The following is a 16,438-nucleotide window of genomic DNA, read 5'->3' as shown; positions in this document are numbered from 1 at the left end:
CTGCCGTGGCGCTCACGACGAGGCGCCGCACGTGGGCTCCGAGGGAGCCCCGCGCTGTACGACATCACGATCTGTGTAGCGAACTCAGGACGCAGCATCGTCGCCCGCCTGGTCACCGTACGAGAGCAAGTCGCGGATCGCGGCTGCGGTGGCAGCCGAGCACGGCTCTCAGGTGCTCTTGGTGCAGAGGATGTGATCGAAGCGAACTGGTCCCACAACGTCCGCACCAGGTGTGGTCAGTTAGGTGGGAGAGCGGGTACCCCGGGACGTGTGCGGGAATCCCGGCGTCGTTGAAGGCGCGGCAATAGCCCGTGTTCCGGCTGCCGGAGGCCTTCGGGGGCAGTAGGTAGGTACTTCGAGGTGTGCGCTCACTGGCCGGGATGACGAAGGCCTCTGTTCGAGACAGAGCCGCAGGTGCTATGTCGGGAACAAAGGCCCACGTGTGCGTCTTCCGGGGTTCTACTGGGCCGCGGGCGCACCGCCTCGCTTGGATCGGAAACTCTTGGGAACCTTGACGTTGTTGTCAGTGAACATGGTCGTCAGCACGACCTCGATCAGCTGACTCCGTGACTTGGCTTGGGACTCGTCAACGAAGTGGTCGATCTGCCGCATCTCGCTGACGGTGCAGCGCAGCGGCAACTGTTCGGTGAGGCGACTCCCCTTGGCCGGGCGGCGGCGGCGCGAAGTCCCCGGGAAGGGCAGGTTCTCGGTCTGTGCAGGGCGGTTCCATCGCTCGACCAGCTGGTTGTACCGGCCATAGCAATGATTCAGGGCATCGAGGACAACCTGGGTGATCGTTGGTGTAATACCCGTCGCGTCCCGTTGCTGCTGCTGGAAATACTCCAGTTGCAGCGCGACGTCACGGCCCACGAGCGCGGTGGTGGGTGTGATGAGCTCGGCTGCTTCGTCGGAGGCGACGGCCTGTTGAGGTTGCGCCGCTGGCTGCGCTGGGGCATGCGGAAGCGGTGCCGGTTGGGGATTATTCACCGGTGCGTAGGGCTCCGGCGCCTGAGAGGGCACCAGGGAGACCGGCTGAGCAAGGGGAGCGGCGCGGCTGGCGTCCATAGGTTCCTCGGCCGCCATCGCGGGGGCCGGTGAGGGGATACCTGAGACAGCGGCGGTAGCCGGCGCGGGTCCAGGCGAAGGTGGCTCGCTCGGCTGAGGGGGTCGCGGCCTGCGCTTTCGGCCCTGCGACTTCAAGACATTGAAGGCATCGGCGTTGTCGGGCAGCGGGTCGTTCTTGTCCTTCTGGTCGCCGCTGCTCACGCTGACGCCTCCTCCATCTCCTCTGCCTCGTTGAGGCTCTCACGCAGTTGATTGATCGCTTGCAGGACCTCGCCCGTCAAGGCTCCGTAGTCGCGGGCCAAGTCTTGAGCTGACTTACGTAGGCTGGCGTCCAGATCCTTCTCTTTCAACAGTTCCTGCGGAACCAGGCCGCGGCGTCGAGCCTCGACGGCGACGGCCTCGACGTGGCGGATGTCGGTCTCGAAGACTGGAACCTCGGTCCCCGCCAGGTCGCGCTTGAGGTCGTCCCGGATGCCCTTCTTCACCCGGGTCGCACTCGACCCCGCAGCGAACAGTACGACTCCCAGCATCACCAGTGAGTCGTTGTACTGGAGCGCTTCGCCGAACCGCCGGGTGATCAGCCGGAGGCCCTTGCGGCTGGACGGGTCGGACTTGGATGGAACGATCACGACGTCGGCGGCGACCAGAGCCTGCAGTTGAAGGACGAGAATCCCGGGGGCGACGTCCAAGATGATGAGGTCGTAGTCGTCGTAGACCTGCTCGAGGGAGGCGGCATACATGCCCAGCCACGTCGTGTCACCGGTCTGACTAGCCAGCCGGCGCTGACAGTACAGCTCTTCGGTAATCTCCTCGAGCGCGTCACCACCAGGCACGACAAACAGATTCTTGCGTGGCGATCCGGTTGGGGTCAGCGGGCGACTGTTGAGGATGGCGGCCGCCTGGGCCCGGCCATCGTCGGCGATGTCGCTGCGCACGAAACCGAGATCCTCGGCGTTGTTGCCCTGCGGATCCAGCTCCACAAGCAAGACTCTCGCACCCTGGCGAGCGGCCGCCACAGCAAACGCTGCCGACGTGCTTGACTTGCCGACTCCTCCCTTGCCATTGGCGAAGGCGACAATCTTGATGCGGTTGTCGTGCTCGCGGTCGTCCTCATAGCGGCGCGTGGCTCGTGCCTGCAGGGCGGTCTGAACCGCGCTGAGGTCTACGAGCTTCAGCTCGAGCGGCAAGGTTGCCACCACACTCGACTCCTCGGGTCGGCAAGTCTTATGAGTCACGTGATACCAGAAGATCGCACGGGACACAGGAGGACACGTCGAACGAGTCCCAAAGGATGACACAATCTGCGCGTTGGCGGCCAGGGCGTGACGTGGCTTGAGGTTCCGCTTGGCACGCTGATGCTCGTCGGCGCCAGCATCGCAGCTGCCACGCGCCTGCCTGTGGACTTCGACGTGACGGGCGACGCATGGGCTAGCTCCTACTGAGGTAGGTCTCTGGACGCGAGTGACGCATCGTGAGCCATGGCGAGCTGAGTAGGTAGCGTGAGTGCGGCGGGCACTGTGTTGGTCGACGTCGGTGTTGTCCCATGCCTTGAGGCGAGTGAAGGCCCTGACTGTAGCGCCCGAGTTGGGGGAGCAAATGGAGTGCAGGGGCGTAGGTCAGGTGCCGCCTGTGGTGTAGCGCCTCGCAACGCACGGCTTGCCGCAGGTCTCCCTGCACCAGTTGTAGCGAATCACATCTCTTCGCGGCACGCCTGCGGTCAGGTCTGCTGGAGAGCTCGTTGTATGGCGCGACATCCAACGGATTAGAGCAGGTGCGTTTCAGTAGGGGATGTGGCGTGCTGCATGAGTAGGGCAAGGGCGGCGAGTGGCGTACGGTGTCGTGGCTGAGGTGCCGCCTGTGGTGTAGCGCCTTGTAGCGCACCGCTTGCCGCAGGTATTGCTGCATCGAGTGAAGTAAATGACATCGCCTCAGGTGTTGCTCACTGCAGCGCCAACAGTGGAGCAAGCCATAGGCCAAGCGTACAGGTCTGCAGTATGGCGCGATATGGTACGCCCCATAGCGCGTTGAGTATGTGATATCTATGCGATAGTCATCGCACAGGCTATCGAATTGACTATGAGTCTTGCTATCGGAGACGCTGTTCCGACAGCTATGTGATCTGCTATGAGCTTGGTTATAGCACTGTGTATTTCTGCAGGTCAGACGGGTCCCATGGCCACCAGACGGTCGACCGAACAGACTCGCCGTTGGCCGTGGAGCGCCACCGGGTGAGAGCCCCAAGCGCGGAAAAAGCTGCCGACGCGGCCCGTCACAGGCGTCGTCGCCGACCACAGACGGGACCGAGGTGCCGTCGGAACTCGACGGACGCGACCGGCTTCGACTCACCCGGAGCCCCCCTCGAGGCGGCCCCTGCGAAGCAAGTGGCAGTGCTCCGACAACACCAGAATGAGTCCACGCCGCTCACCCTACCGGTGTCGATCGCGACAGAACATCAGCCGTTTGCACGCCAGAAGGGGGGGTCCAGCCGCCCCATGTTCTGCCGCACTCGTACTCCCCCCCCAGTTGAGTACCGCGAATCACGCACCTGATCAGGCCTGCCGCAAGCGTCGGACGGTCGAAGCCTCGGCCTGCGCCACACGGAGCGACCAGCACCGCAGCCTTGGCCCTCCTGACCAGGTAAGACGTGACAACGGTGCAACATCTACATGCCCGTCCCTTGCGTCGTTGCCGAGAGAACCGTCAGCATCTTGCTGACGGTCTGGATCGAGCGACAAGCCCACAACCTGTTGTGACTCCCAGCGATAGTTGGCGGTCACCCAGAGATAGGTGGCGTGAAGGCCCCGCGCCGAGACTCCCCCTGTGTTCGAGCCCAGGTCAGAGCGCTGGCGCTGGTGCCGACAACGCTGGGAACGCGCACTTGGTGCCAACTATCTCTGGGACTTCGTGCCCACTACACCTGGGAGCCCGCAGCGGCGCCCCAGCTCAGCGCGGCCGGGCGGTGCCAACTATCTATGGGCGCCACAACCCTGTGACGCCCATCTCCTCCTCACCAGCGCGGTCGGTGACGAGCGTGGGGGGTGTCGGCTGTCGCCGGCTTGGCTCACGGTCTACGGCCGCCGTCTCGGGTCGGCGGGCGCGGACCGGCTGAGCGCGGAGCGCGGGTAGTGCAGATTCAGCGGGGCTGCGGGCGGGTCGTTGAGGTAGTCCGCCCAGGCGCAGCCGATTGGATGCGGACAGGTCTCGAGCCAGGTGTTGCAGTGCCGGCATGTCAGGCCACGCACACGCATGCTGACCGGTTCGTGATCGACGAAGACTCCCAGAGCTCCGTGGCAGGCATGACATGCCGCTCCCAGTGCTTGAATCAACACCTCGGTGATCGAGGCCAATCGGGCACCGCGGTAGGGCGGCCATTCACCCATGGCCTGGTTGACCGGGCAGCGCTGCTGGACTGGCACCGAGGCGGGGTCAGTCGGCTCGCTGCCAAGAACCACTGCCCACCCGACGGCGACCACGCCCCGCGACGCCTCGGGGCGGCCCGAAGGCGCGCCGTGCGGTGCGTGCATGCGAATACCGAGCCCGTCAGCTGTCCACCACGGACACCGCTGCTCGTGCCAGACCGCCGGCGCGGGCGGCGACCCCCGGCGGCGCCGCCGGGCCGCGCAGATCAAACGGCCGGCTACTCGCAGGTGGAAGCGGCCGTCGTCACCCAGCCAAGCTGCACGCTCGGGTAGGGGTGCGACCGGAGGCATCGTGCACCGCGCAGCGGCACGGACCGCCATCGCACGAGCGATCGCCACCGGATCTGTTGTGCCTTCCTGATGGGCCAGCCGCTTCAGCAACCGCGCACGGCGATGCTCGGGGAACTCCGCGGGCCCATACCAATCCACCATGTTGATGTTCTAGCCGCTGGCAGGGACAAGTGAGGGTACGCCGCCGAGAACGACCAGCCGCCGTCTGGTTTCAGTCCTCTGCACGACGCCTCGGTCATCGTGATGCGCCGGGCGCGGTGCCGCGGCTCGTGCGTTGACCACATACGTTCACCGGGGGGTCTGATAACGCGCCGTTCCAGGTCCATGGCGGGTGTGCCGGGTGGCCCCATCACTCAGCCCGAGTGGTGGGCAGCTGTTACGTTCCGGGGATGAAAAGTGTCCCGCTCACCGGCGGCGAGAAGGAAAGCCTCCAGGTCAGCATGGACCGGCATCGCGACGCGGTGCTGTGGAAGGTCGAGGGCCTGGACGACGAGGCGCTCCGACGCCCTATGACGCCGTCCGGGACCAACCTCCTGGGCCTGGTCAAGCATCTGGGGGCCCGTCGAGTACTGGTGGTTCGCCGACACGTTCGGGCAGGAGCACGAGGAGCTCCCGTTCGACGACGATGACGAGGACGCCGACCTGCGCGTCGACCCCGGCGAGACCACGGCCGAAATCCTCGCCTTCTACGCCCGCGCGTCCTCGGACGAGGTCATCGAGAAGTTCGGCCTCGAGGAGCTCGGCACCAACGAGCGCGGCGAGAGGATGACGCTGCGCTGGGTGCTCATCCACATGATCGAGGAGACCGCCCGGCACGTCGGCCACATGGACATCGTGCGCGAGCTCATCGACGGCGCGAGCGGCGACCACCAGCGCGTCTAGCTTGCTCGGCGTACAGCACTGCACCCCTGGTGCGTGACCACATACGTTCACCGGGTCTGGTGACACGCCGTTCGAGGTCCACAGCGGGTATGCCGGGTGGCTCCACTGTCGATGGCAACGTGATCGTTGTCGAGGTGGGTGCGTGGACGGCAGAGCCAGTCAGAGCGCGGCGGTTGACCGATCAGAAGGGCCGTGACAGGTCACCTTCGTTCGTTGCTGGCCATCGACATCGCGGCTACGGACCTGGGAGGGACTGCGTCCGCGTGAGACATGATCGCCCCCTTGTCCCAGAATTTGGACCCGCTGAGGTGTCCTGTGGGGCGCGAACGCGACTGCCCGAAGGTCTAACGCTTCATGTGGCTGCACGGCGCCTGTCAGGCCAGCTCGGCAAGATCAACGATGGGGTACCGGCTGCAACGTCCACATCATCGTCACGATCGTGGCGCTTTGCGAGGTTTGGTGGGCGGCTGGCCTCGCCCGCGTCTGGGCGAAGGAAACAAGATCGAGGTGCTCCGCAAACGTCCGCGAAGCAGGACCGTGCCAGTGCCCCTGCGGCTGCGCTACGACAACGCAGGCACCCCGCGCACGAAAGCACCGCGATAGGTCAGCAGGATGGGACTACCCCACCCCCATCGTTGCCCGAGCGTGTCCCAGCAGGAGAACGCGTGCAGCGCAGAGGCGCCTACTGGTCCGTTTGTTGGAGTCCGAGGTGCCGGGCCAACGCCGAACCGGAGGGGATCTCCAGCAGCAGATGGTAGGCACTCGCTTCCTCGTTGAGAGTGACGTTGAGCACGGCGGTTCCTGTGACCTCGCAGGGCCAGTCGAGCGGGTAGCGGTCGGCGAGGCCGACGATGGCGGCCGGGTCGAGCCCGACGGGCACGGCCCGGGTGAAGGTGCCCCACAGGTTCACCGGGACCGGGTAGATGGCGTGCAGCTTGCCAGGGTCACGCGGCGGCAGGGCGCCGATGACCATGGCGGCGTACTCCTCGGCCGACGGCAGGTACCGCAGCGAATACGGGAACTGGATACACATCACACGGGCCACGAGGTGGCCCCGGCGGGCGATGTCATCGCGCAGCGGCTCCATACCTGCGTCGGCCACCTCGAAGCCCAGGCCGCGCAGCGCGATACGGACCTCGTCGGCGAACCGCCGGACCTGGCTGCCGTGCGGAACCCGCGGCAACGGCCCGAACGGACCATCATCGCCGTGCAGGTCGACGACCCGGTCCAGAACCGCATCGACGTCGCCGTGCACCGGCTTGGCCTGGCGCAAGATCGCCAGTGCGTCGTCTGCGTCCGCGGCGGGGAACAGTTCCGAGACGCTGGCCACCGGTGCGTTGTCGGTGGCCGAGTCGGGAACGGCACGCAAGGGATCGGGGAGGCCGAGGGCGATGGCGAGGGCGGCGAGCGCTTCGGGCAGCAGATCACTGACCAGGTCCGCATCGGTCGTGGCGGCGAGCACGGGTCCGCAGTGATCGCCCACCGCGTCAAAGGATTCCACCACGTGGGTGAGTGGGTCTCGTTCACCGGGCCGCTCGCACGCCTGGGTGAAGAACGACACGACGTAGGCCACCACGGCTGGCCACACCTGATCCAGCGCCTGGGCGTATCGCTCACGCTCCCCGCTGCCCACGTCGGCCTCGCTTTGGTCGTGCTCGTCTGGGTCCAACTCGTCCGGGCCGTCGTCGACCAGCGCGGTCACCACCTGCTCGCGCAGGTCCGGGTGGGCGGAGTCCACGGCCTCGACCAACACGCCGAGCCGGGCGCCGACGTCAAGGTCGGCGAACGCGGCCGGCCTGCTGCCAAGGGCGGGCAGCCACACCCAGATATCGGCGGGATCATCCCAGCGCAGGGCCGGGGGCAGCGCGATCCGGCCGTCCTCGCGGACCAAGGCCTCCGCGCGGGCCACCAAGCCGGGCGCGGCCAGACAAGCCAGCAGCGCAACAGGTCCGGCCCATCCCGCTGGGATGGCCAGGTCCTCGATCTCCAGTTGGTCGAGCTGGTAGACCAGGACCAAGGTGCTGGGCGGGCCGATGACGTCACAGTCGAACACGCACGCCGGACAAGTCCGCAGCTCCGGCGAGGTGCGCGGCTGCAGCAGATGCCCGGACGGGTACCGATCAGCGCAGATCACGCATGCCTGGTCAGCGTTGCTGTCGGCGTGGACGATGTGCCGGGAGCGGGACGCCGCGAGCTGGCGTGAGCACTCGGCCACGATCTGCCGATACGCGGTCGTCGCCGACAGGTGCACCTCCAGATCGCTGCTCTGCGCCAACGGTGCGGTGATCCACACCTCGGGAGGTATGGACAGGTCGGCATCCGAGTCATCGGGGTCGCGCTCATAGTCGCTGGTGTCAGCAGGATCGGCCGGGGGACGGCGGATCTCCACCCGCGCAGGCCCCGCATACAGCAGGTACCCGCCGCACTGGAGGATGCGCTCGACCTCGACCGGCCAGCCGGCGGCTCCGAACGCCTCCGCGAGTGCCGTGTGCACCTCGCGCGCCAGGACAGTACCCGCAGGTGGCGACGCGATCAGCAGCTTGAGCGCCGCCTGGTAGCTGATGCCCTGCTCGGCTGCGATCATGCGTGCATGAGCTCGGAGCCGGGCGCTGGAGTTCTTCGGCACGTTGATCCCGTTCCGGCACGACGCCACGCCCACCGCGCCGCATGATCAAGCCGAGGCGTGGTCTCATCTCGCGGGCCCGCGGGGACCTTCGGCCGACGACGCCAGCCAGGCGGCGTGGGCCAGGCGGGCAGCGGCACGAGCGTTCGCGTCAAGTCTCGGCACCAGAGCCTAGCAACGCACCTCGTGGGATCCGGACGGAACCGAACACATCGAGACCTAACGGGTCGGGAGGTCCGCCCGAGCGAACCGGTCCCCAGGTCCGCAGTCCGTGACATCTTGATGCCAGCGGGCATCGCCACGTGCCCAGGCGAGCACGACTTCTTGGCCGTATTGTTCAGCCGCAGGCAGCTGAGTGGCCGCCGACGATTCGCATCGACGACGGCCGACCACTCGCCGCCGCACGCTAGTCAATCGGGTGGCGCTGCTTGATCTGCTCCCACACCTTGTTTCCCGTTCGACGCGAGCCTCCCTGGACCGCTGCGCGGCGGACAGGAACAACGCCACGCCTAGCCAGCAGCGCCACGCCGGCCCCGGCAAGAAGGACGCCTGTTTCTTGCCCGGGCGGATCCGCAGACCGGGCGATGTACGGCCAGGCGACCATCGCCACAGCGAACACGAACACGGCACTCGCTCCCAACGGCAGTCCCGACGCCGCGTACCGCGCGTTCTACGCTCGCCCACGGAACACCGCCAGCCCTAGCCGTCCACTCCTTCGCCTGCGAGTGCTCTCACTCTCAATGCGACGCCCAGGTCGAGCTCGCGATCTCGGACTTCCCGGCACCAGCTGATACGACCTCTTAAGCGGAAACTTTGCAGCTGCCCCGGCCTGCCACCATTCGCAGTCGCCTACCTGTTCATCGCCGAGCGCCTGCTCTCAATCCCTCCGAGGCGGCCAGGCTCGTCGACCAGCTTGACGTCGGCGACCTAGCCAGGGATTCACAGAGCGTCACATTAGAGCTGGCGGCCATGTGCGTCTCCTTCAGTTCGCGCCGCCGCCACCTGATCCATCCCAGCGAGCAGACGCGGCTCCAATGCCGACGACCGCACCGTCCCGGGACGAGGATGTGCCCCGTCATCGACCAGCACCATCGTCGTGAGTCCAGCCGCGCCCGCCAACCCCCGCACGACGACCAACTGCTCGTCGGTCATCGACGTCACGGTCATCATGAGCTGGATCTCCGGGGGAGAGATGCCAGCTTGCGCACCCTGCTCCACAAGCCGACGGATGCCCTCTGCTACCCGGGCCTCGAAAGGCTGGTCTTCGGGATGCAGCACGTAGTACGAACTCGGCAACGTTATAGACACGAAGCGTAACGAGCCTGGTGGCCTCCCACACCCCGATCAGACCCGCTCTGCTGGTCCAAAAGCACCATCTGACCGGGGTCGCCCTGAACTTGCTCCCAGACGATGAGCTGGGCACCGCGCGATGCCTGCCCTGCCCGCGTCGCTTCGTACGAGGATCGACGGCCATTCCCGACCCGCTGGCCCTGCTCCTCCGGTGCGGCAGCGGCGCGCTGAGCGGCGCGTAGTGCGACAGCCGCCGCTCAATGTCACATGGTCTCTCGGCAGATAGAGGCAAGGAACAAGCTGGGGTGCGTCCTGCGTAGGCGGAAACCAAGTGACGTAGCGCCTGGGAAAGTGTCTAAGCATACGAACTCAGTATTGGAAAGCTCTATAGAGAACCTGGAATGAGGAACAATGGTTTGAGAAGTGAGAACAGAGTTGGCTTCTCTCGGGTGCACAAGAGAAGGGGCTTCATGAGACCAAAAGTAACATGGGCTAAGTCGGATTCTGCTACTCTTGATGCATAAGAAGGTCGGGGGCTGCCCCATGTCATGGCTGGCGACCTGCGGAAACGATAGAGCCTCCGCGCGGTCTGGGGAAAGACTGTCACGCGGAGGCCCTGTCGCTGAGGTGCCCCTGGGGGTGTGTTACACCTCCGGGGGGCCACCCAGCAGCCGGATTAGCAGCTCCACCAGGGCTCTGGCGGTGGCCGCCTCGACCAGCTGGCGCAGCCAGCCATCCGGTTCATCCGGGTGGTGACGCCTCATCTTCTTCACGGTGCCCCCTTCCTTGTCGTGAGGCCTCCGGCCCCAGCGAAGGGCCCAAGACCTCACCGGCCAGTTTCTGACCGGCATGCCCTGCCAGAACGGCCGGGGAGGAAGACACCGAACGGCACAAGAGTAGCGTCATTCGATGCTGTGGATGGTGAAAGTCCGGGAGCCAAAGAAGGCCCCTTCGCAGAAGTGCGTACAAGTTCAGCGGCATTGGCAATTGGTGCCTGGCGCGCCTTCCCTAAACCGCAGGTCAGCCGCCTAAAACGGGGGTGTGGCGTCCCATCAGCTTGCCCAAGAAATCGGTCCTCAGGCCGACTCCGTCCAGGGCGTTGTTACTCCAGTCCGAGCCGCGCCGCCAGTAGCGGAACACCATGGCCAGGCTCTTCCAGCGGCGGTGCGCCCGGATGATACTGTCCGCGAGGTGAATCTCCACCTCGTCGAGGCCCCCGAAGGGCTGACCCGCAGGGCGCGGTCCTTCCTCCACGCGCATTGCCTTCGGGTCGACTCTCTCCCGGTTGGCCAATACCGGGAGCGGTGGCTGGAGCTGGGCATCCCCCAAGCCGAGATCGAACGGGTGGCGACCTACGGGTCACGCTGGGGCGGACTCGCGCTTCCGCCAGCCCCGCACTACGACGGCGGCCCCAGGATCCTTGATCCTGACATACCCGAGGGATCGCCAGGCGAGCGCTGGTGGTTTCAGGCAGGGATACCACGGACAGCGGTTCCCTATGGATTCATGATCGGCCCCAACGGAGAATTCGGCGTCCACAGTGACAGGTGGGTGCCTTTGCACTCGACCGTCGAAGGCTGGGTGGAATCGGTCGCACTGGCCTACCACGCAGCCATGTGGGCGAAAGTCGTCACGAAGATCACCGGCGACGATGTCGGCGCCCTCCAACTCGACGGCCACACAGCGGTACCTGAGGTCGCAGGCTTGGCCGACACCTGGTGGAGGGGAACAGACTCGCTCGTGGCGATCTACAGAGGAGAAGCCGAGTGCATGTCTGCCCCCCAAGGCCGGACTGCCTTCATCTACTCCGGCCTGGATGACTGGGGCCTGCACGGCTGAGAACATCCGCAGTTCGCTTCCCGATCACCGACGAGCCGAGGCCCACCGACTCAGCGAGATTCAGGCCTTGACGTCGACTCCTTGATTCCACATGATCCGCCGCTGGATCGTCGAACGCACCCTCGTCCTGGATCATGCGCGTCCGCCGGAACTGCCACGACTACGAATGTCATGCCCCTACAGCGAAGCGATGATCACCTGGGCCGCGATCACCTTGATGACCCGCCGCCTCACCCGCAAGAAGCCCGCCCGAACCACGGCACCGCTCCGGCTCAGGAGCGAGGCGAGCTTCGCACATAGGGCCGGCGCCGCCCCTCTGCCGACCGGGAGCGGTCTGACCAGCGGTCGCCACCGCCTCAACCGCGGCGGGAACCGTCAGGCGAACCACGCGCTGTGGACGATCGTCCTGGTGAGAATCCGCATGGACGCCAGAACCAAGGAGCACGTCGCGCGTCGGACCGCTGAAGGCAAGACCAAGAAGGAGATCGTCCGCTGCCTCATTGGGCGAGTATTGATCGCGAGATCTACCGCGTCCTGGTCACCCAACCCAGCGGCCAACCCCGACCTGCGCAGACATAGGAGCGTCAGGCACTTGCAATGGCTCGCCGCGAGCTACAGCCCGATGCCGGTCAGGGCGTTGTCGCGCCAGGCGTTCCCGGCTCGCCAGTACCGCATCACGGTCTGCAGGCTGCGCATGCGCGGCGATCGTGCTGGGGGCGACGCGCTTGTCGCTGGCGGCGCCGGAGGTGACCATGCCCGCGCGTAGCCCGTGCCAGGAGTAGGCGGCCCGGTCGTAGGGCGGCTCGTTCCCGGCGGCCGCCGCGGCGTCGTTGACGCGGTCGATGGCGGTGCGCAGCAGGCTGTTGAGCGCTGTGTCCGACAGCCGGGTGGGGCCGCCGCCAGGCGCGGACCGGCCGGCGTAGGGGGTCCGGCGAGGCGGTTGCACTGGTCGACGCCGCGGGGCCGGCGATCTTATGCGCCGATTGCAGGCAACCCAGGATGATGTCGATGGTGGCGGGCCAACGTTTCGTTGGCGGAGGCCAAGGCAGCGGCGAGTGCGGCGGTGGGCTCTCTTCAGGCGGTCTTGACCGCGGCGGCCGAGGGTATGGGTGCAGCCATGGCGGCCAGAGGACCCCGGCTCCACGGTGATCAGTCTGCCAAGCACGGACGGAGGTGCACCGCCCGTTCGTGCGGAGGACGGCAGCCTCCGGCGCGGACCGTGCCTGGCCGGGCGGCCGGAGGACGACCTGGGGTGGCTGCGTTACGAAAACCTGGCACTCTGCGCTCATCCAGGCCCAGCGGTCGGGAGCTGCGCTAATCCAAGACAGGACAGAGCTTCGCGCGGTATAGTCGTTTCTCTGGTTGGGCGGTAGCGTGCCCAACTGACGAGAGGCCTTACATCCACAGGATGTGGGGCCTTTTCTCGTTTCCGGTATCCCCACCGTCGACCGTTCAACGGCCCGAGCCCTCACGGCCCGGGCCGTTGCCGTACTCGGGAGAAGTACATGAACGAACCCTCCTGGATCGCCTCCGTGCCCTGGCCCGCCCTGGTGATCGGTGCATGGCTTGCCGCCATCGTCGTGGCCGCGGTGGTCATCTGCAAAACCATCAAAATCGTGGTCAAGAAGGCGGAGGCGCAAGATCTACCGGCCGTCCTGCCCGCACTCACCCCGCTTATCGCCACTGTCACGCGGGCGCTCTTTCGCGTCCCTGGCATAGGGTCGTTCCCACCTAACGACCCCACTGCGGCGCCGCTGGCGCAGGGCCAGAGCCCTACCTCCGCGACGCGGTCCAGCGACCCGGACACCGGGGCAGGGGAGGTCCGGCAATGACCAAGCGGCGCGGGCAGTTCAACGACCCGACAGCGCGGCGAGCGACGCGTGAGGATGCGCGCATCCTGCACAAGGTGCTGAACACGCTCACCCCCCAGCAGGCTGCTGTCATCTCCATGCACTTCGGCCTGGACGACGGCACACCCAAAGACAAGTACGAGATCGGCCGCGAGCTCGACCTCACTAGGGAACACATCGACCGGCTGCTCGTGCAAGCCATGGACAGTCTCCGCGACCCCGACAGACTGCGGATGCTGAGCGACTCAGAGGGAGGCTTCGTCGACCTGACCGGAGCCGTACTGAGCTCGTTGTCCGACGAGGAGCTGGGTATCGTGCGATGCCTGTGCTGCCCGCGCCGCTTCGCCCGAGGATCAGCGACCATTCCCGACCCGGTGACCCTGCTCTTCCAACGGGCAGGAGTGATCCCGCCCGGCGGGCGGACGGTCGGCCGACCCCGCAAGTACTGCTCGGACAAGTGCAAGCAGAAAGCCCACCGTCGCCGGCGCGCGAGCTCCAGCTCCCAACCGCGCCGCTCGAACCCGGGCTAGCGCCGGTGTAACACGGCGGGCCTCGCCCAGCACAACAGGTTCGGCGCCACTCCCGCCTGCGCCGACACCTTGTCGGCACAGGCCACTTTCAGCAGCAGAGCGCCCCGGGCCTCTGACTGAGTTCCCGTCACGCAACTGGAAGTGACAAGAACTCAGCCGGAGGTGTCGCCACCGAGAGCCTCCGCGACCATGGCTTTGGCCATGAAATCGAGCTGTCGCGGATCGGACACTCGCAGGCTGGCGAACTTCGCCAGGACCTGGTCGTCGGTGAGCCCTTCGACCCATGCGGTGAGGGCGGCGGCATGTTGCTCAGCGCCCGGATAGAGCCCGAGGATCTCGGGGAGGTCCTTGCGTACCGTTTGAACATCCAGGGTCCGTGCAATCCGCGTTGCGGCGGGCGTCGGATCGGCTGCGTCCAGAGCAGCCTGGATGTCGGCGTACCCCACAGCGGTGTCCAGGTACGGCGGCAATGCGGGAACCTGCTTGGTGCCGGTGATCAGGATGGGTACCGCCACCTCGCGCACCCACCACTCCAGGTCGCGGAGCTCGTGCAGCAGCTTGTGCCAGGACCCGGTGTGCGGACGCTGGATGGAAACCTTCGGCCAGATGCTGAAGGGAATGACTCGGTCGGCGGGCGCGCTGGCCAGGACATCACCGACCTGGACCGGCCGGTCGGGAACGTCGGGAATGACGACGCCCCTAGCCGGGCCATCCACCCTCACCGCGCCGAGCAGCGTGGAAGCTACTGACGGGGTGCGGTGCTTGGACCAGTTGGTGTGCGCGACCAGAACTTGCAATGGATGGGCTTGCGGGTCCCGGCGGTGGAACGGCTGAGGTCACCGATGCGCCCGTGCAGGGGCGCTCCTGGTTGCAGCGCGGCCAGCCTGGCGCGAGGGCCCTGCGTGGCCCCATTGCAGGTAGCTGTCGGCACTGTTGGTGGCGGGCATCTCGATGCTACGCGCTTGCTGGTCGGTCAAAGAGCCATTGGCAAGGTGCGTGAGTTCCGCGTAGACGATGTGCTCCAGAACCGACCGCAACTGGTTGAGCGCATCGGCGGCCAACCTGACGATGCCCTGAGGGAGAGGAGCCACTCCGGTCACCACCACCTCCTCGCGGTCGCCGCTCCTGATGTTGTCCAGCTCCAACGCACCTGGCTCGGTGTAGTCGAGGACCAGCTGGCCGGTGCGTGCGATCAGGTCGTCGGCGTGCGCGAGGCTGTACACGACATGCTGCTGGTGATCGGGCAGCCAGGAGTAGCGATCCACAGCCGCGAGCGTAACGCTCACGGTTGTGGACCGCAGGGGCTTAAATGCCTGCGGCAGCAGAGCCGGGGGGCCGTGTCCAATCCGGGCCTCGAACTATGCGTGGACCTGAGTGAGGTGGTCCAGGTGCGAGCGTCCCGCCTGGGCGTTCACCGCTACGACTTTGGAACGGCCAGTAGCGACTGGCTAAGACTTGGCCGAGCGGCGCCGACCGCGGCCCGCACCGGCGACGCGCGGAGCCTTGTCTTGTTCGCTCCAGCGTTCGTGCGCGGACTGCCGGGAGATGCTGGCCGCCGCGCCGAGGTCGCTCCAAGAACTGCCGGCGAGGCGGGCTTCCAGGACGGCGGCGGTCAAGCGCTTGGCGATGCCCGCCGCTTTCGCGGCCAGGTCACCGACACTGGCGAGGGCCACCGACCGTACGTGCTCCTGCCATTGCCAGAACAGCGCGTCGTCCACATCGTCGGGCAGCTGTCCCCACCGGTCGGCGGCCTCGTCCCCGTCCGTCTTCTCCCGTAGGGGCCCCTGCCACCCGCACACGCACGCCGCCCGGCACCCGATCGCGATGCGTCCGTCACGTATCTCGGACGTACCGTGGGGCCGTCCTTCGGCGTCCAACGCGCGGGCCATCACGCCGCCCGTCGGGCTTCTCATGAGCAGCCCGAGTGAACCCTGGCCGACGCGACCGTCAACAAAGACCACGCGCGAGTAGCCCTCATGGTCTCCGACTTCGCCCCATGACAATGATCGGTTCCTTCCGGCCGAAGACTGTCAGGCATTCCTGACAGCATGATGGTGTCAGGAAACCCTGACAGCGGCAAGCCGTACGTGAGCCGGGCGACCTGGACAGGAAAGGCAAGCGGTGTAGCGCTTGATCGACCGGTCGCACAGCTCCGGCGCGCCGGTGTCGGGGTCCGCGGCGGTGACGCAGCCGAACAACCGAGCCGAGAGCTATGAAGACCGCGCCCCCTCCCCCGAGACCGAACGGTGAGGCACCGGTCGCAGCAGCCAGGGCCTCGGGGCGGCTCGGCTGGCACGGGCCGCCGACCGTCCCGGATCCCGCCGAAATGACCCAGAGAGCACGAAGGGTGACGTTCACGACGCAAGCGACCACGGAATCGGCCGCGTCAATCGGCCCCTGACGGCCGAACGGCCGTCCCCGAAGGCCATCCCACCAGACCTGGCCTCATCGCCGCTACGGGCCGCTGAGGCGGCATCACAGCTGCGGGCCCTCTCAAGGGGCCTCGAACGATCTTGAAACGCCGGGCCGCCGTGCCCGACGTCCACCCAGGGCGCCGGAGGATAACCGGGGGAGGGCAGGCAAGCGGCACATCTGCCAGAAGTCGAGATGCACGCCAACCCCGTGCGAGCCAGATGACCAGCACGGCGG

At 66.6% G+C, this 16,438-nt stretch carries 13 protein-coding genes and 1 pseudogene; 6 read left to right on the top strand and 8 right to left on the bottom strand.

The genetic code is table 11. The features are described 5' to 3' along the window. Positions 1 to 459: 459 nt before the first annotated feature. Complete coding sequence (locus ABD333_RS37270) at positions 460 to 1,266, bottom strand: hypothetical protein (protein ID WP_344547293.1); 807 nt, start codon at positions 1,264 to 1,266, stop codon at positions 460 to 462. Beyond that, positions 1,263 to 2,264, bottom strand: coding sequence for a ParA family protein (locus tag ABD333_RS37265; protein ID WP_344547292.1), 1,002 nt, complete (start codon positions 2,262 to 2,264; stop codon positions 1,263 to 1,265). Before ABD333_RS37265 ends, ABD333_RS37270 begins: the two co-directional genes overlap by 4 nt. A gap of 2,900 nt (positions 2,265 to 5,164) precedes the next feature. Here ABD333_RS37265 and ABD333_RS37260 point away from each other — a divergent pair. Together ABD333_RS37260 and ABD333_RS37255 are read left to right on the top strand one after the other, a co-directional pair. After that, entirely contained in the window at positions 5,165 to 5,404 is a 240-nt protein-coding gene (locus ABD333_RS37260) for a mycothiol transferase (RefSeq protein WP_344547291.1), read from the top strand. Continuing rightward, positions 5,325 to 5,657 (top strand): mycothiol transferase, encoded by a 333-nt coding sequence (locus ABD333_RS37255; RefSeq protein ID WP_344547433.1) that lies wholly within the window; start codon positions 5,325 to 5,327, stop codon positions 5,655 to 5,657. Before ABD333_RS37260 ends, ABD333_RS37255 begins: the two co-directional genes overlap by 80 nt. Before the next feature lie 682 nt (positions 5,658 to 6,339). On the opposite strand, the gene ABD333_RS37250 is transcribed toward ABD333_RS37255, so the two are convergent. From ABD333_RS37250 to ABD333_RS37240, 3 genes are all read right to left on the bottom strand, one after another. Then, a complete protein-coding gene (locus ABD333_RS37250) occupies positions 6,340 to 8,241 on the bottom strand; it encodes a hypothetical protein (protein ID WP_344547290.1) in 1,902 nt (633 codons plus the stop codon). A 993-nt stretch (positions 8,242 to 9,234) separates the two neighbouring features. After that, entirely contained in the window at positions 9,235 to 9,558 is a 324-nt protein-coding gene (locus ABD333_RS37245) for a hypothetical protein (RefSeq protein ID WP_344547289.1), read from the bottom strand. Between the two features lie 656 nt (positions 9,559 to 10,214). Then, on the bottom strand, positions 10,215 to 10,343 hold the full coding sequence (locus tag ABD333_RS37240) for a hypothetical protein (protein WP_344547288.1): 129 nt from the start codon (positions 10,341 to 10,343) through the stop codon (positions 10,215 to 10,217). 418 nt (positions 10,344 to 10,761) lie between these two features. Between ABD333_RS37240 and ABD333_RS37235 the strand changes: the two genes are divergently transcribed. The 4 genes and pseudogenes from ABD333_RS37235 (at position 10,762) to ABD333_RS37215 (ending at position 13,789) form a co-directional block, all read left to right on the top strand. Next, complete coding sequence (locus ABD333_RS37235) at positions 10,762 to 11,409, top strand: hypothetical protein (RefSeq protein WP_344547287.1); 648 nt, start codon at positions 10,762 to 10,764, stop codon at positions 11,407 to 11,409. 262 nt (positions 11,410 to 11,671) lie between these two features. Next, positions 11,672 to 11,908 (top strand): annotated as a pseudogene (locus ABD333_RS47685) (transposase); the annotation flags it as partial. A 1,006-nt stretch (positions 11,909 to 12,914) separates the two neighbouring features. Continuing rightward, entirely contained in the window at positions 12,915 to 13,241 is a 327-nt protein-coding gene (locus ABD333_RS37220; RefSeq protein ID WP_344547286.1) for a hypothetical protein, read from the top strand. Continuing rightward, a complete protein-coding gene (locus ABD333_RS37215; protein WP_344547285.1) occupies positions 13,238 to 13,789 on the top strand; it encodes a sigma factor-like helix-turn-helix DNA-binding protein in 552 nt (183 codons plus the stop codon). Before ABD333_RS37220 ends, ABD333_RS37215 begins: the two co-directional genes overlap by 4 nt. A 152-nt stretch (positions 13,790 to 13,941) precedes the next feature. Here the strand turns inward: ABD333_RS37215 and ABD333_RS37210 are convergent, their stop codons facing one another. The 3 genes from ABD333_RS37210 to ABD333_RS37200 form a co-directional block, all read right to left on the bottom strand. Continuing rightward, positions 13,942 to 14,586 carry a hypothetical protein gene (locus tag ABD333_RS37210; RefSeq protein WP_344547284.1) on the bottom strand — a complete coding sequence of 215 codons (645 nt, stop codon included), beginning with the start codon at positions 14,584 to 14,586 and terminating at the stop codon, positions 13,942 to 13,944. Positions 14,587 to 14,625: 39 nt separating this feature from the next. Then, positions 14,626 to 15,054: a hypothetical protein gene (locus ABD333_RS37205; protein ID WP_344547283.1), complete on the bottom strand. Its 429-nt coding sequence runs from the start codon at positions 15,052 to 15,054 to the stop codon at positions 14,626 to 14,628. 183 nt (positions 15,055 to 15,237) lie between these two features. Then, on the bottom strand, positions 15,238 to 15,702 hold the full coding sequence (locus ABD333_RS37200; RefSeq protein ID WP_344547282.1) for a hypothetical protein: 465 nt from the start codon (positions 15,700 to 15,702) through the stop codon (positions 15,238 to 15,240). Positions 15,703 to 16,438: the final 736 nt, after the last annotated feature.

Source organism: Actinomadura fulvescens (assembly GCF_039533225.1).
In the GTDB taxonomy this organism is placed as follows: domain Bacteria; phylum Actinomycetota; class Actinomycetes; order Streptosporangiales; family Streptosporangiaceae; genus Spirillospora; species Spirillospora fulvescens.
Note: the sequence above shows the minus strand (reverse complement) of the source record. Positions and strands in the feature narration are given on the sequence as shown.

Excerpts from the sequence above, each read along its gene's own strand:
- ABD333_RS37215 (WP_344547285.1), top strand. The coding sequence starts at position 13,238 with ATGACCAAGCGGCGCGGGCAGTTCAACGACCCGACAGCGCGGCGAGCG.
- ABD333_RS37260 (WP_344547291.1), top strand. The coding sequence starts at position 5,165 with ATGAAAAGTGTCCCGCTCACCGGCGGCGAGAAGGAAAGCCTCCAGGTC.
- ABD333_RS37200 (WP_344547282.1), bottom strand. The coding sequence starts at position 15,702 with ATGAGAAGCCCGACGGGCGGCGTGATGGCCCGCGCGTTGGACGCCGAA.
- ABD333_RS37250 (WP_344547290.1), bottom strand. The coding sequence starts at position 8,241 with ATGATCGCAGCCGAGCAGGGCATCAGCTACCAGGCGGCGCTCAAGCTG.
- ABD333_RS37220 (WP_344547286.1), top strand. The coding sequence starts at position 12,915 with ATGAACGAACCCTCCTGGATCGCCTCCGTGCCCTGGCCCGCCCTGGTG.